Source organism: Pseudomonas oleovorans subsp. oleovorans (genome assembly GCF_002197815.1).
Classification (GTDB): Bacteria; Pseudomonadota; Gammaproteobacteria; order Pseudomonadales; family Pseudomonadaceae; genus Aquipseudomonas; species Aquipseudomonas oleovorans.
The window spans coordinates 63,859-78,569 of record NZ_NIUB01000014.1 but is presented as its reverse complement, the minus strand read 5'-3'; the positions used below and the strand labels follow the sequence as shown (position 1 = coordinate 78,569).

Genomic DNA, 14,711 nt, shown 5'->3' with positions numbered 1-14,711 from the left:
CTGGCAAGCCAGCTCCTACAGGTTTACAGCGGGTGAGAACCGTAGAATCAGTTCGACTTCACCGGGGTATCGGCTTTCTTGTCGTTGCCTTCGATGTACGGGCTCCACGGCTGGGCGCGGATCGGGCCTTCGGTTTCCCAGACCACGGAGAACTGACCGTCCTCCTGGATCTCGCCGATCATCACCGGCTTGTGCAGGTGATGGTTCTTCTCGTCCATCTTCAGGGTGAAGCCGCTCGGGGCCGCGAATTCCTGGCCGGCCATGGCTTCGCGCACCTTGTCGACGTCGGTGGTGCCGGCCTTCTCGACCGCTTGCGCCCACATGTGGATGCCCACGTAGGTGGCTTCCATCGGGTCGTTGGTCACCACGGTGTCGGCGTTCGGCAGCTTCTTGGCCTTGGCGTAGGCTTTCCAGTTGGCGACGAATTTCTCGTTGACCGGGTTCTCCACGGACTGGAAGTAGTTCCAGGCCGCCAGGTGGCCGACCAGTGGCTTGGTGTCGATGCCGCGCAGTTCTTCCTCACCCACGGAGAAGGCCACCACCGGCACTTCGGTGGCTTCCAGGCCCTGGTTGGCCAGCTCCTTGTAGAACGGCACGTTGGAGTCGCCGTTCACGGTGGAAACCACGGCAGTCTTGCCGCCAGCGGAGAACTTCTTGATGTTGGCGACGATGGTTTGATAGTCGCTATGACCGAAGGGGGTGTAGACCTCTTCGATGTCCTTGTCGGCGATGCCCTTGCTGTGCAGGAAGGCGCGCAGGATCTTGTTGGTGGTGCGTGGGTAGACGTAGTCGGTGCCGAGCAGGAAGAAGCGCTTGGCGGCGCCGCCGTCTTCGCTGAGCAGGTATTCCACCGCCGGGATGGCCTGCTGGTTTGGCGCTGCACCGGTGTAGAACACGTTCGGCGACATCTCTTCGCCTTCGTACTGCACCGGGTAGAACAGCAGGCCGTTGAGCTCTTCATAGACCGGCAGCACGGATTTTCGCGATACCGAGGTCCAGCAGCCGAAGGTCACCGCGACCTTGTCCTGGGTCAGCAACTGGCGGCCACGCTCGGCGAACAGCGGCCAGTTCGACGCCGGGTCGACCACCACCGGCTCCAACTGCTTGCCGAGCACGCCGCCCTTGGCGTTGATCTCGTCGATGGTCATCAGCGCCATGTCTTTCAGCGAGGTTTCGGAGATGGCCATGGTCCCGGACAGCGAGTGCAGAATGCCGACCTTGATGGTCTCGGCAGCCTGGATGGACCAGCTCAGGCCCATGGCGGCGATGGAAGCGGAAAGGGTAAAGGCCTTGATCAGGCTGCGACGTTGCATGGTGCGATCTCCATTCACAATTGTGACTAAGTGGACAGCGTTTTTATTGGTGGCAGTGAAGGTCATGGCTCGGTTATTCCGGCATCGGCTCTACGCACTGGCGAGCGCCGTACAGCTTGTGCAAGGTGATCGAATGCACCTCTGCCTTGCTGACCTCTATATGGCCCTTAAGCAATTGCTGTGCCTGTTCTGAGCGACGGATCAGGATTGCCTCGAGAATTTGCTGGTGCTCTGCATAGGTCAGGTCGATGCGTCGGGTCTGAGTGAAATCCAGCCGCCTTAGAATGCGGATCTTCTCGCTGACCTCACGGTGCACGCGGGCCATCTCGCGATTGCCGGCGGCTTCCAGTAATTGGCAATGAAAGGCTTCGTCGAGGCGTGAAACGGCGACGCCGTCCTGCAACTGGTCTTCCTTTTGCACCATCCAGGTGCGCGCAAGCGTCTGCAGTGCAGGCGGGTGTTCGTCCGTGGGGCGCTGGCAAAGTCGGCGTACGGCGTCGAGTTCAAGGACGATGCGCAGCTCGTACAATTCATCGAATTGCACGAAGTCCAGCGGGCGAACCTGCCAGCCGCTGCGAAAGTGCACGTCGAGAAAACCCTCGCGCTGCAGACGGTGCAGCGCCTGGCGTACCGGCGTGCGGCTGGCCGCCATGCGCGCGGCGACCTCGCCTTCGGAGAAGCGGTCGCCGGGCATCAGGCGGAACTCGAAGATGTCGTCCTTGAGCCGGGCGTAGATGCGCTCGGCCAGGCTCTCTGGGCGCTCGGCAGCACGCGGCATGAGCGTGCTCAGGCCTTGGTGCTGGCGATATAGGCGCGCCAACCACCAAAGCTGGTGATGTCGCGCGCGCCATCCAGCGCATAGGGCTCGCAGATAAAGCCCTTGACCCAACGGCCGTCGGCCAGCTCCAGGTTGCCGATACCCAGTGGTGGCGGGATCTCGGCGACGAACTCACCGAAGCGCGCCTGCGGCACGTCCCACAGCTCGACGATGATCGCCGCGCCGTCCTCGGCCACACGGGCCAGGCCCGGCTTGGGCGGCACGGTACCGGGCAGGGCATAGAGGCGGTAATGCGCGGTGCTGGTGGCCTGCTCCACCAGCACCGCATCGCGTGTGCTGAGCTGGAAGTTCAGCGGCATGCCGGTCAGGTGCGCGCCGACCACGGCAACACGGATGCAACCGGGTGCAGGCTTGTCGCTGGTGGTTTGCTTTGGCAGCGGCTTGCCGGTGGCGCCCAGCGGCAGATTGACTGCCTGCTGCCAGCGCTGACCGAAGGCGGCCAGTGCCTGGTCATGCCAGGCTGGTGCGAGCAGGGTGATGCCGGCCGGCAGGCCGTCGGCGCGCAGCCCTGCCGGCACGGCGAGGGCAGACAGGTCAGCGAGGTTGGTGAAGTTGGTGTAGGTGCCGAACTGGCTGTTGAACAGCACGGGTTCGGCTTGCATCTCGGCCAGGGTGCGGATGGTTGGCGAGGTCGGCACCACCATGGCGTCGAAGTCGGCCAGGGCGTCGTTGATCACGCGGCTCAGTTCGGCGCGAATGTACTCGGCTTTGTAAGCGTCGCAGGCGCTGTACTTGTGGCCGTTGTCGACGATGCCGCGCACCACCGGGTTGATGTGTTCGGGGTTCACGCCTTCCACCGCAACGGTGCGTTCGGCGACCCAGGGGCCGTAGTAGAGCTGCTCGGCCAGTTGCTGGAAGGGGGCGAAATCGATCTCCACCAGTTCGGCGCCCAATTCACGCAGTTTGCCCAGTGCGGCCTCATAGACGGCCTGGTTCTGGCTGTCGCCGAAGAACTCGGGGTTGGCCGGCACGGCCAGGCGCGGCTGGGCCGGCATACCGGCCTTGGCGCTGTTCGGGTTCTTGCGGCTGTAGGCATCGGCGGCGTCATAGCCGCCAGCGATGTTGGCCACGGCCAGGGCATCGCCGACGGTCAGGGCGAATACCGAGATGCAGTCGACGGTGCGGCAGGCCGGCACCAGGCCGGTGTTGGGCAGCCAGCCCTTGGTCGGTTTGAGCCCGACGATATTGTTGAAACCCGCCGGCACGCGGCCCGAGCCTGCGGTGTCGGTGCCCAGCGAGAAGGGCACCAGGCCGCGCGCGACCACACTGGCCGAACCGGAGCTGGAACCGCCGCTGACGTAAGCCGGGTTGAAGCTGTTGGGCACCGCGCCGTGAGGCGAACGGGTGCCGACCAGACCGGTGGCGAACTGATCGAGGTTGGTCTTGCCGACCAAGATCGCGCCGGCGGCGCGCAGGCGCGCGACTACTGTGGCGTCAGCCTTGGCCAGATAGGCGAATTCGGGGCAGGCGGCGGTGGTGGGCCAGCCGTCCGCATCGATATTGTCCTTGATGGCGAAGGGCACGCCATACAGCGGCAGCTTGCTCAGGTCGCCGCCTGCACCTTCCTGTGCGATTGTCAGGGCATCGAGTTGGGCGTTTAGCTGAGCTTCGCTGGCCAGGGCGATCCACGCCGTGTCGTCAGCGCGCAGTTCCCGGCGCAGGGCATGCAGCAGTTCAGCAGGTGATTGGCCGTCGCGGTAGACCTGTTGCCATTGTGCGAGGGTGAAAGCGATTGGTGTGTTGGACATGCGTTTAGATCCCATCTTGTATCCAAGTTGGAATCGCTGGAGCAATGACGGTGCCAGTTTGGTGCAGGCCTTTATTTTCGGGGATTACAGTGCAACGGAAGGGGTTTTGACGAGAGGCGTCGCACCGAGGCGGGGCTGGTCTGCAAGCGAATGGTGCAGGGTTTTAAGGGCTGGCGGTGCGCATAGCCCTCCCTACGGGATCGAGGGGGGCCTGCAGGCATTCGCTAGGTAGGGGGCGCCGTGCGCACCGAGGGCTCGAAGCTCGCCGTCTTATGGCATCAGGTAGTTCTTCACCCCGGTGAAGATGATCTGCGCGGCCAGGGCGCAGACGAACAGGCCCATCAAGCGGCTGACGATTTGCAGTCCCTGGTCGCCGAGCAGGCGCTCGAACTGGTTGGACAGGTACAGCACCACGCCGACGGTAAGGCTGGCGAGAAAGATCGCTGCCACCGCTACCAGCTTGTCGTCCCAGTGCGGCTGGCTGGCGCCCATCAGCAGCAGGGCGCCGATGGTGCCGGGGCCGACGGTGATGGGGATGGTCAGCGGTACGATGGTCACATCCTGCTGCACGTTATCACTCTGCACCGCCGACTTGCCCTGGGCCATGCCGAGCGCGGAGATGAACAGCACCGAGCCTGCGCCGATGCGGAAGGCGTCGATGGTGATGCCGAACAGGGTGAAAATGTGCTTGCCGAACAGGTACAGCAGCACGCTGGCGATCAGCGTGGCCAGCGCCACCTTCCAGGCCAGGCGCTTGCGTTCCTTGAGGGTGTAGCCGCGGCTGAGGCCGATAAAGCAGGAGAGGACGAAGAAGGGGCTGTAGAGCACCAGCATCTTCAAGTACAGGCTGAACAACTCGGACATGGGGCGCTCGTTTGAGAGTAGGGCGGGTGCAACCCGCCATCGACAGTCAGGCGGGTTTCACCCGCCCTACGACACTTACGATACCTCGCGCTGGCGATGCAGTTCGCGTTCGGCGATCCAGTGCTCGATCAGCTCGCGCAGTTGCGACAGCTCCACCGGCTTGGACATATGGCCATCCATGCCGACGGCACGCGCGCGTTCCTTGTGTTCGCTGAGGATATGCGCAGTCAGCGCCACCACCGGCGTGCGCGGGCGCTTCTCGCTCTTTTCCCAGGCACGCAGCTGTTCGGTGGCAGAGAAACCATCGAGCACCGGCATCTCGCAGTCCATCAGTACCAGGTCGTAGGGCTTTGCCTTCATCGCGCTAAGGGCTTCTTCGCCGTTGCTGGCAGTGTCTGGCTTGAGGTTGAGCTTGCCGAGCATGCCGCGAATTACCTTGGTCGAGATGCTGTTGTCTTCGGCCACCAGGATGCGGAAGTCGGCCGGCACGTTCAGTGGTGTGCTCACCGGCGTCGGTGCGGCTTGGGCGGGGGTGTCGTTGGGGCGCTGTGCCAGCTCGTCGGCCAGGGTGGTCTTGAGCGTGTAGCCGGCTACCGGCTTGGCCAGGATGCGCTTGATCCCGGCGTTACGTGCGATCACCTTGCTCGGCGCGTGGCTGATGCCGGTGAGCATGATGAGCAGGATGTCGTGGTTGAGGCTCGGGTCTTCCTTGATCTTGGTGGCCAGCTGCATGCCGGTCATGCCGGGCATGTCATGGTCGAGCAGCACCGCGTCGAAGTATTCACGCATGTGTGCCTTGGTGCGCAGCAGGGCCAGGGCCTCCTTGCCGGAGGGCACGGCGCTGACCTGCATGCCCCAGGCATTGCACTGCTGCATCAGCACCTTGCGGCAGGTGTCGTTGTCGTCCACCACCAGCAGGCGTGCACCCTGCAGCGGGCTGTCCAGGTCGGTTTCCGGCTGTTCCAGGCGGGCGGCGTCCAGCGGCAGGGTCAGCCACAGGGTGGTGCCCTGGTTGCCGCTGCCCTGGATGCCGAACTCGCCGCCCATCAGGCGCACCAGTTGGCGCGCGATGATCAGGCCAAGACGCCCGCCCAGGCGGGTGGCAGAAAGGAAGTCGCGGCTCTGCAGTTCGGCGTTGAGCAGGGCGTCGCGCTCTTCCGCCAGCAGCGGGCGGCCGCTGTCCTGCACGGCGATGCGCAGGCGGTGTTGGCCGTCGCTGCTGTCGAGGGCGGCGACCAGCAGGATCTCGCCCTCGTCGGTCTGCTTGAAGGCGTTGTCCAGCAGACTCAGCAGGGCCTGGCGCAGGCGCGTTGGGTCGCCGCTGATCACCCGTGGTACCTGCGGCTGGATGAAGCTGATCAGCTCCACGCGCTGTTGTTCGGCCTTGGCGCGGAAGATGTCGAGGCAGTCTTCGATCAGTGCGCCGAGATCGAACTGCACGTCGTCCAGCTCGATCTGCCCGGATTCGAGCTTGGAAATGTCGAGGATTTCGTTGATCAGGGTGAGCAGCTCGTTGCCCGAACTGTGGATGGTCTGCACGTAGTCACGCTGCTTGGCCGACAGTGGCGTGCCCAGCAGCAACTCGGTCATGCCCAGTACACCGTTCATCGGTGTGCGGATCTCATGGCTGATCTTGGCCAGGAACTCGGCCTTGGCCTTCAGCTCGGCGCTGCTGGCGGCCAGGGCGGTGCTTTCCTGCAGGGTGTCGCGCTGGATCTGCCGCTGCCGCTCGGTCAGCGACACGCTGAGAATCAGGCCGGCCAGGGTGGCAACGCTGAACACGCCCAGCACCAGCCAGCCCGGATTGAGCTGATCGAAGCCGAGCAGCACCGGCACGAAGAAGCCGAAGCCCAGGTTGAAAACCAGCATGCCTATGGTGATCAGGCGTGCCGGCTGATAACCGGCGCGCCAGTGCCGGCTGCTCACCAGCAGCAGATTGATCGAGCTCATGACCACTAGCAAATAGACCAGCGAGCTGTACCAGAACAACCCGGTGACGGCGATGCACAGAGCGTAGGCCAGGATCAGCAAGGCATTGCCCTGCAGCAGGCGGTTGAGTGGGCTGCGCTGCACGGGGGTGCCGTGCATGAAACTCAGGCCGAAGGCCAGGGCGCTGAAGGCGGCGAATAGCGCTGAGAGGTCGGCGATCAATGACTGGTTGTAGCCCAGGCTGGGCAGCCATTGGGCGAAAATGCCGAGGTTGGCCGAGGAGCACACGGCCAGGCCGATGTTCACCCCGGCCAGCCATAGGCCGCTGGCGCTGCGGCTGTAGATGAAGCGGATGAGGTTGTACAGGGTCAGCAGCAGAGCACCGAACAGCATGCCGTAGAGGTAGGCGGGTTTTTCCAGGCTGACCAGTTCGGCCTGATCCATCACCTTGAACCAGGTCATCAGCGGGTGGTTGGAGGTCAGGCGGACATAGGCGACGCGGGCCTGGCCGTCATTGGGCAACGGCATCAGGTAGAAGCGCGACGGCAGCGGTCGCGAATCCAGCGGCATGGCCTCGCCGGTGTGCAGGTTCTGCTCCAGCTGGCCATCTCTCAGCAGGTAGTAATCGAGGTACTGCACCCGCGGCGAGAATATCCACAGCCAGGCGGGCTGCTGCTGCGGTGCGAATTCGGCACGCAGCCAGACGGCGTGGTCACTGGGCGGGAAGGTAAAGGACTGCTTGCTGAGGGGCTTGAACTGCTGGCGCTGGGCGCGGACCTCTTCGAGGCCCAGGCGGGCACTGGCGTCGACCAGATAGGACCAGCTGTGCGCGCTTGGCGGGACTGAGTTCGCACTGGCTGTCAGCGCAAGGCTGAGAAACAGCATGCTGGCGAGTAGTCCGATGGCAATCCTGAGCCGGCGCACGGGCAAAATCCTTCTAAATGAGTGGCCGGATTATAGCCAAGCATCTGCTCGCGAGAATACGGCGCGGCGCGGCTTTTTGCGCTATCCGCACCGTATTCTCCGAGTGGTGCTGGCCTTAGCCTTCGCCGCGCTCGCGGGCTATGGCGCGGTAGCCGATGTCGTTACGGTGGAACATGCCGTTCCAGCGAATTTTCTCGGCCAGGCGATAGGCTTGCTGCTGGGCGTCGGCAACGCTGGCGCCGATGGCGGTGGCGCAGAGTACGCGACCGCCAGCGGTGACGATCTGGCCGTCCTTCAGTGCGGTACCGGCGTGGAACACCTTGCCGTCGAGCTTGGCGGCTTCATCCAGACCTTCGATGACATCGCCCTTGGCGTAGTCGCCCGGGTAGCCACCGGCGGCCAGCACCACGCCCACGGTCGGACGCGGGTCCCAGGTCGCTTCGACCTTGTCCAGGGCCTTGGCCAGGGCAGCCTCGACCAGCAGCACCAGGGAGCTTTCCAGGCGGCACATGATCGGTTGGGTTTCCGGGTCGCCGAAGCGGCAGTTGAACTCGATGACCTTGGGCTTGCCAGCCTTGTCGATCATCAGGCCGGCATAGAGGAAGCCGGTGTAGACGTTGCCTTCGCTGGCCATGCCGCGCACGGTCGGGTAGATCACCTCGTCCATCACGCGCTTGTGTACTTCGGCGGTGACTACCGGGGCTGGCGAGTAGGCGCCCATGCCGCCGGTATTCGGGCCGCTGTCGCCGTCGCCGACGCGCTTGTGGTCCTGGCTGGTGGCCATCGGTAGCACGTTCTCGCCGTCGACCATGACGATGAAGCTGGCTTCTTCGCCGTCGAGGAACTCCTCGATCACCACGCGCGAGCCGGCTTCACCGAAGGCGTTGCCGGCGAGCATGTCGCGCACCGCGTCTTCGGCCTCTTGCAGGGTCATGGCGACGATCACGCCCTTGCCGGCGGCCAGGCCGTCGGCCTTGATCACGATCGGTGCACCTTTCTCGCGCAGATAGGCCAGTGCCGGCTCGATCTCGGTGAAGTTCTGGTAGTCGGCAGTCGGGATCTTGTGGCGTGCCAGGAAGTCCTTGGTGAAGGCCTTGGAGCCTTCCAGCTGGGCGGCAGCGGCGGTGGGGCCGAAGATATCCAGGCCGCGCGTACGGAACAGGTCGACCACGCCTTTGACCAGCGGCGCTTCCGGGCCGACGATGGTCAGTTGCACGTTCTGCTCAGCAAAATCAGCAAGCTGTTCTATGGCCAGCACGTCGATGGCGACGTTCTGGCATTTGGCTTCCACCGCAGTGCCGGCGTTGCCCGGGGCGACGAAGACCTTCTCGACGCGTTTGTCCTGCGCCACTTTCCAGGCCAGGGCGTGTTCACGACCGCCGCTGCCGATGATCAATACATTCATTGCATTCTCCTGGATCGTTCCCACGCTCTGCGTGAGGAGGATCAGTCTGTGCTGTTTGTAGGAGCCGGCTTGCCGGCGATGCTTTGCGGGTTGATCGCCCGCAAGCGGGCTCCTACGTCTCGCCTGTGTGCAGGGTGGATCTGGATCGTGCCCACGCTCTGCGTCCCAGGCTGCGCGCCCACGCAGAGCGTGGGCACAATCATCAATGGCGGAAGTGGCGCATGCCGGTGAACACCATGGCCATGCCGGCTTCGTCGGCCGCAGCGATCACTTCGTTGTCGCGCATCGAGCCACCGGGCTGGATCACTGCGGTGATGCCGGCCTTGGCGGCGTTGTCGATACCGTCGCGGAACGGGAAGAAGGCGTCGGAGGCCATTACCGCGCCCTGCACCTGCAGGCCAGCATGCTCGGCCTTGATCGCGGCGATACGGGCGGAGTTGACGCGGCTCATCTGGCCGGCGCCGACGCCCACGGTCTGGCGGTTCTTGGCGTAGACGATGGCGTTGGATTTGACGAACTTGGCCACTTTCCAGGCGAAGATCAGGTCGTGAATTTCCTGCTCGCTCGGCGCGCGCTGGGTGACGATCTTCAGGTCTTCTGCCTTGATCATTCCGATGTCGCGGCTCTGCACCAGCAGGCCACCGTTGACGCGCTTGAAGTCCCAACCCGCAGCACGCTCGGCCGGCCATTCGCCGCATTCGAGCAGGCGCACGTTGGCCTTGGCGGCCACCACTTCACGGGCGGCGGCGCTGATTTTCGGGGCGATGATCACTTCGACGAACTGGCGCTCGACGATGGCCTTGGCGGTTTCGCCATCCAGCTCGCGGTTGAAGGCGATGATGCCGCCGAACGCCGACTCGGTGTCGGTGGCGTAGGCCAGGTCGTAGGCCTTGCGAATGCCGCCCTCGTCTTCCGGTACCACGGCCACGCCGCAGGGGTTGGCGTGCTTGACGATGACGCAGGCCGGCTTGACGAAGCTCTTCACGCATTCCAGCGCGGCGTCGGTGTCGGCGACGTTGTTGAACGACAGTTCCTTGCCTTGCAGCTGCACGGCGGTGGAGACGCTGGCTTCGCCCTTCTTCGCTTCGACGTAGAACGCCGCGCTCTGGTGCGGGTTCTCGCCGTAGCGCATTTCCTGCGCCTTGATGAACTGGCTGTTGAAGGTACGCGGGAAAGCGCCACGGCCTTCGGTGGACAGGGTGTCCGCCGCCTGGTCGATGGTGCCCAGGTAGTTGGCGATCATGCCGTCGTAGGCAGCGGTGTGTTCGAAGGCCTTCAGCGCCAGGTCGAAACGCTGGGCGTAGCTCAGGCCGCCGGCCTTGAGGGAGGCGACGATGCCGGCGTAGTCGCCGGTGTTGACCACGATGGCGACGTCCTTATGGTTCTTCGCCGCGCTGCGGACCATGGTCGGGCCGCCGATGTCGATGTTCTCGATGGCGTCGGGAAGAGAGCAATCAGGCTTGGCCACGGTGGCTTCGAAGGGATAGAGGTTGACCGCGACCAGGTCGATCGGCTTGATGCCGTGCTGTTCCATCACCGCGCCGTCGATGGCGCGACGGCCGAGGATGCCGCCGTGGATCTTCGGGTGCAGGGTCTTCACGCGGCCGTCCATCATCTCCGGGAAGCCGGTGTAGTCAGCCACTTCCACTGCGGCTACGCCGTTGTCCTTGAGCAGCTTGTAGGTACCGCCGGTGGAGAGAATCTCGACACCGAGGGCGGCCAGTTCGCGAGCGAATTCGAGAACGCCGGTCTTGTCGGAAACGCTGATCAGCGCGCGGCGGACAGGCAGAAGGGTGGTCTGGTCGGTCATTTCACTATCCATCAGAGCGGGGATATCAGCAAAAAAGGCGGCTCATGCGGGCCGCCCTTTTCGGGAGTTCAGGGTTACAGCAGGTCGTACTGCTTGAGCTTCTTGCGCAGCGTGCCGCGGTTCAGGCCGAGCAGCTCGGAGGCCTTGGTCTGGTTACCTTTCACATGATTCATGACGGTTTCCAGCAGCGGCGCTTCGACTTCGGTGAGCACCAGGTTGTACACGTCGGTGACGTCCGCGCCCTCGAGATGGGCGAAGTAATTGTGCAACGCCTTCTCCACGGCGCCGCGCAGGGTCTGGCCCTCTTCGCTCGGCGTGTTCAGGTGCTGTTTAAGGCTGGTGTTGTCACTCACGGGTGCAATTCCACTCACTAGGGTCTCTGTCATCAACGTCATGCGGCCACCTCGTTTCCATCGTTGTGCCGTTCGCGGAAGAACGCGCGAACGTGGGCGCACTGTGCGTCCGTACTGTCCAGACGGTTGAATTGGGCGCGAAACTCCCTGGCGCCCGGCAGGGTTGCCAGATACCAGCCGACATGCTTGCGGGCGATACGCGTGCCCATCAATTCGCCATAGAAGGCGTGCAGTGCAGCCAGGTGCTCTAGCAGAATGCGTTCCACTTCGAGCAGGCTCGGTGCCGGCAGGGTTTCGCCGGTACGCAGGTAGTGCTCGATTTCACGGAAGATCCACGGCCGCCCTTGGGCGGCGCGGCCAATGAGCAGGGCGTCGGCGCCAGTGGCGTCGAGCACGGCCTTGGCCTTCTGTGGAGAGTCGATGTCGCCATTGGCGAACACCGGAATTGATATCGCCTGCTTGATGGCGGCGATGGTGTCGTACTCGGCTTCGCCGGTATAAAGGTCGGCGCGGGTGCGACCGTGTACGGACAGTGCAGCAATGCCGGCATCTTCGGCGATTTTCGCCACGGTAATGCCGTTTTTGTTCTGCCGGTCCCAGCCGGTGCGAATCTTCAGGGTCACCGGCACGTCCACCGCACCGACCACGGCGTCGAGGATCTCCCGTACCAGCGGCTCGTCACGCAACAGGGCGGAGCCGGCGGCCTTGTTACAGACCTTCTTGGCCGGGCAGCCCATGTTGATGTCGATGATCTGCGCGCCCAATTCGACGTTCTTGCGTGCTGCGTCGGCCATCATCTGCGGGTCGCCACCGGCGATCTGTACCGAGCGCGGCTCGGGGTCACCGGCATGCAGCAAACGCAGACTGGACTTGCGGCTGTTCCACAGGCGCACATCGCTGGTGACCATCTCCGACACCACCAGGCCGGCGCCGAGGCGGCGGCACAGCTGGCGGAACGGGCGATCGGTAACACCGGCCATGGGGGCCAGGATCAACCGATTGGGCAATGTGTAAGGGCCAATACGTGGGGCCGACATGGGGCGTCCCTGCTGGGTTTGGTCGATTGCGATCAAAACCTGCCCTCCACTGTGTTCGGCGGGGAAGACGATGGTGGGGCGGTGCTCGCGAAAGGGTGGGCATGATACCCGCTCTGGATGACCGGATAAAGGTCGTTTTGAACAAATTCTGAACAGCTATGGGCTGATCGCCAGCAGTTAGATGGAAGACCTGCGACCACGGGGCGCGCCGTCTCCAGACTACTCGGGCGAATGGAAGCTCAGGCTGTAGTTCACCGCGCGAGGGCCGGGGTCGAGGATGTCCAGGGAGAGGTGGATGGGCGTCTGCGGTGGCATCTCGCTCCGTCCGGCCAGCTCGCCGGCCAGGTACTCGCTGGGTTTGAAGCGACGACTGGCGACCAGTTGTCCGCCCAGGTCGGCGAAGCGCATCTCCAGCAGCGGGAAGGGTTGGGCGAAAGGCGCGCGGTTGTACAGGATGGCGTCGACGATCAGTGCGCCGGAGAACTCCGGGTGGCTGCGTACCACCAGGTTGCTGCTGCGAATCTGGCTGATGTCGACTTTCGAGGGCAGGGTGCAGCCGATGTTCGGGCACAGTTGTTCGAACCAGGGGCGATAGCGGTCCTGGCGTGCCAGCTCATCGAAGTTGTAGGCAGCGTATTGTGCCAGCAGGCCAGCAGCCGCCAGCAGATTGAGCAAGCACCAGCCGAACAGACGGCCCCATGATGTGGCCGGTGGCTGGTGCCAGTCGAGTTGCAGGGGTTCGTCGTCCAGTTCGAACAGCCGTTCCTCGCGCAGCCCCGGCTCGTTGCGTACTACCTTGGGTTCTTCAGGTGCCGTACGCAGGTCTTTGTCCTGGCGCTCCGGTTCGGTCTGCTCGTCATCGAGATCACCCAGGCGCGGCTCAACGGAGTCGTCGAGGTCATCGGCGATGGGCTGCTGCTTGCGGGGCGCGGCGGGAGCGACGAATTCAATGGCCGCTTTGGGCTCAGGTGCGGTGATCGGTTCAGGCTGCTCTTCAGTCGGTTGCAGTTCGAAGCTGTCGCGCTCGCGCTTCACCGGCTCGTCACGCAGCAGGGCTTCGGCCCAGGCTTCGTCATGCACGTCGTCGGGCTCGTCCGTCGTGCGGCTGCCGAAATTCTCGGCGTAGCGCGGCGCCTGTTCCAGCGCGAGGAACTGCTGCGACAACTGCTGTTCCTGCTCCTCCAGTCTGGCCAGTTCCTCATCGAGGTTGAGGCTGTCCAGGTCGAGATCGTCATGAATCCACAGGGTATCGTCGGCGGGCTTGGTCGCTGGCGGCCTGGTGTGTGTGTCGGGCTGGGCTGTGGCCGGAGCGCTCACCGTTTTAGCTGCCGCTGGCGCAGGTGCGACGGCACGCGGGCCGAACAGTTGTTCGGCAGCATTGAACACGTGCAGGCAGGCACCGCAGCGTACTGCGCCATGGGCAGCAGCCAGCTGCGCCTGGCTGACGCGGAAGCTGGTACGGCAATTGGGGCACTGGGTGACGTGGCTTTCGCTCATGCGCGGGTCCGGAAAATCCAAGCAGCTAGTCTAACGCAACGACTGCGCGCGGTTCAGCGCTTGACGCCGCTGATGCGCACCCAGCCGTCCTTGACGGCCGTTGGGTCGAGGTCGAAGGCGCTTGCGTAAGCGGCGCGGACTTCCTCAGCCTGTTCGGCGAGGATACCCGACAGCGCCAAGCGTCCACCGCTTTTGACCAGCGCGGTGATCTGAGGTGCCAAAGAAACCAGCGGGCCGGCGAGGATGTTGGCGACGACCACGTCGGCAGGCTGCTGAGGCAGGTCGGCCGGCAGATACACCGGGAAGCGCGCCGGATCGATGCTGTTGCGCGAAGCATTGTCGCGCGAGGCTTCCAGCGCCTGCGGGTCGATATCGGTGCCCGCTGCCTGCGGCGCACCGAGCAACAGGGCGGCGATCGCCAGGATGCCCGAGCCGCAGCCGAAGTCGAGCACGCTGCAGTTGTCCAGATTCTGGCCGTCGAGCCATTCCAGGCACAGTGCGGTGGTCGGGTGGGTGCCGGTGCCGAAGGCCAGGCCTGGATCGAGCAGCAGATTGACCGCGTCCGGCTGCGGCGCGGCGTGCCAACTCGGCACGATCCACAGGCGCTGGCCAAAGCGCATCGGCTGGAAGCCATCCATCCAGCTGCGTTCCCAGTCCTGGTCCTCGATGCGCTCGACATGATGCTCCGGCAGTGCGCCGCCACACAGCAGTTGCAGGTGGGCGAGCAGTGCGGTCTCGTCGGTGTCGGCCTCGAACAGGGCCAGCAGGTGGGTGTTCGACCACAGCGGGGTGGTGCCCAGATCCGGCTCGAAGATCGGCTGATCTTCGGCGTCCATGAAGGTTACCGATACGGCGCCCACTTCCAGCAGCGCATCCTCGTAGGTTTCTGCCTGCTCAGGAGTGATGGCGAGACGGACTTGTAACCAGGGCATGGAAAACCTCGTGAAGGGCGCGCGTTTGGCCGCGCAGCTTACTTGATGGGGCGGGCGGCTT

11 protein-coding genes are annotated in these 14,711 nt (G+C 64.2%); all 11 read right to left on the bottom strand.

Features of this window, described 5'->3' with window-relative positions:
* Positions 1-47: 47 nt before the first annotated feature.
* The 11 genes from urtA to prmA all read right to left on the bottom strand — a co-directional run bounded on the left by urtA (position 48) and on the right by prmA (position 14,650).
* Positions 48-1,313, bottom strand: coding sequence for an urea ABC transporter substrate-binding protein (gene urtA / locus PSOLE_RS10615; protein WP_074856160.1), 1,266 nt, complete (start codon positions 1,311-1,313; stop codon positions 48-50).
* A gap of 73 nt (positions 1,314-1,386) precedes the next feature.
* Positions 1,387-2,091 (bottom strand): GntR family transcriptional regulator, encoded by a 705-nt coding sequence (locus PSOLE_RS10610; protein ID WP_004425136.1) that lies wholly within the window; start codon positions 2,089-2,091, stop codon positions 1,387-1,389.
* Positions 2,092-2,099: 8 nt separating this feature from the next.
* Positions 2,100-3,899, bottom strand: coding sequence for an allophanate hydrolase (gene atzF, locus PSOLE_RS10605; protein WP_172480655.1), 1,800 nt, complete (start codon positions 3,897-3,899; stop codon positions 2,100-2,102).
* A gap of 270 nt (positions 3,900-4,169) precedes the next feature.
* Positions 4,170-4,763 (bottom strand): MarC family protein, encoded by a 594-nt coding sequence (locus PSOLE_RS10600; RefSeq protein WP_004425132.1) that lies wholly within the window; start codon positions 4,761-4,763, stop codon positions 4,170-4,172.
* Positions 4,764-4,838: 75 nt separating this feature from the next.
* The gene (locus tag PSOLE_RS10595) at positions 4,839-7,616 is read right to left on the bottom strand and encodes a hybrid sensor histidine kinase/response regulator (RefSeq protein WP_074856156.1); all 2,778 of its coding nucleotides are present in this window, start codon (positions 7,614-7,616) and stop codon (positions 4,839-4,841) included.
* A 115-nt stretch (positions 7,617-7,731) separates the two neighbouring features.
* Entirely contained in the window at positions 7,732-9,021 is a 1,290-nt protein-coding gene (purD, locus tag PSOLE_RS10590) for a phosphoribosylamine--glycine ligase (protein WP_074856154.1), read from the bottom strand.
* A gap of 202 nt (positions 9,022-9,223) precedes the next feature.
* The gene (gene purH / locus PSOLE_RS10585) at positions 9,224-10,831 is read right to left on the bottom strand and encodes a bifunctional phosphoribosylaminoimidazolecarboxamide formyltransferase/IMP cyclohydrolase (protein ID WP_074856152.1); all 1,608 of its coding nucleotides are present in this window, start codon (positions 10,829-10,831) and stop codon (positions 9,224-9,226) included.
* Between the two features lie 74 nt (positions 10,832-10,905).
* On the bottom strand, positions 10,906-11,226 hold the full coding sequence (fis, locus tag PSOLE_RS10580) for a DNA-binding transcriptional regulator Fis (protein WP_003242613.1): 321 nt from the start codon (positions 11,224-11,226) through the stop codon (positions 10,906-10,908).
* Entirely contained in the window at positions 11,223-12,221 is a 999-nt protein-coding gene (gene dusB, locus PSOLE_RS10575; protein WP_026088754.1) for a tRNA dihydrouridine synthase DusB, read from the bottom strand. Before dusB ends, fis begins: the two co-directional genes overlap by 4 nt.
* Positions 12,222-12,440: 219 nt before the next feature.
* Complete coding sequence (locus PSOLE_RS10570) at positions 12,441-13,718, bottom strand: DUF3426 domain-containing protein (protein WP_074856150.1); 1,278 nt, start codon at positions 13,716-13,718, stop codon at positions 12,441-12,443.
* A 53-nt stretch (positions 13,719-13,771) separates the two neighbouring features.
* A complete protein-coding gene (gene prmA / locus PSOLE_RS10565; protein ID WP_074856148.1) occupies positions 13,772-14,650 on the bottom strand; it encodes a 50S ribosomal protein L11 methyltransferase in 879 nt (292 codons plus the stop codon).
* Positions 14,651-14,711 lie beyond the last annotated feature (61 nt).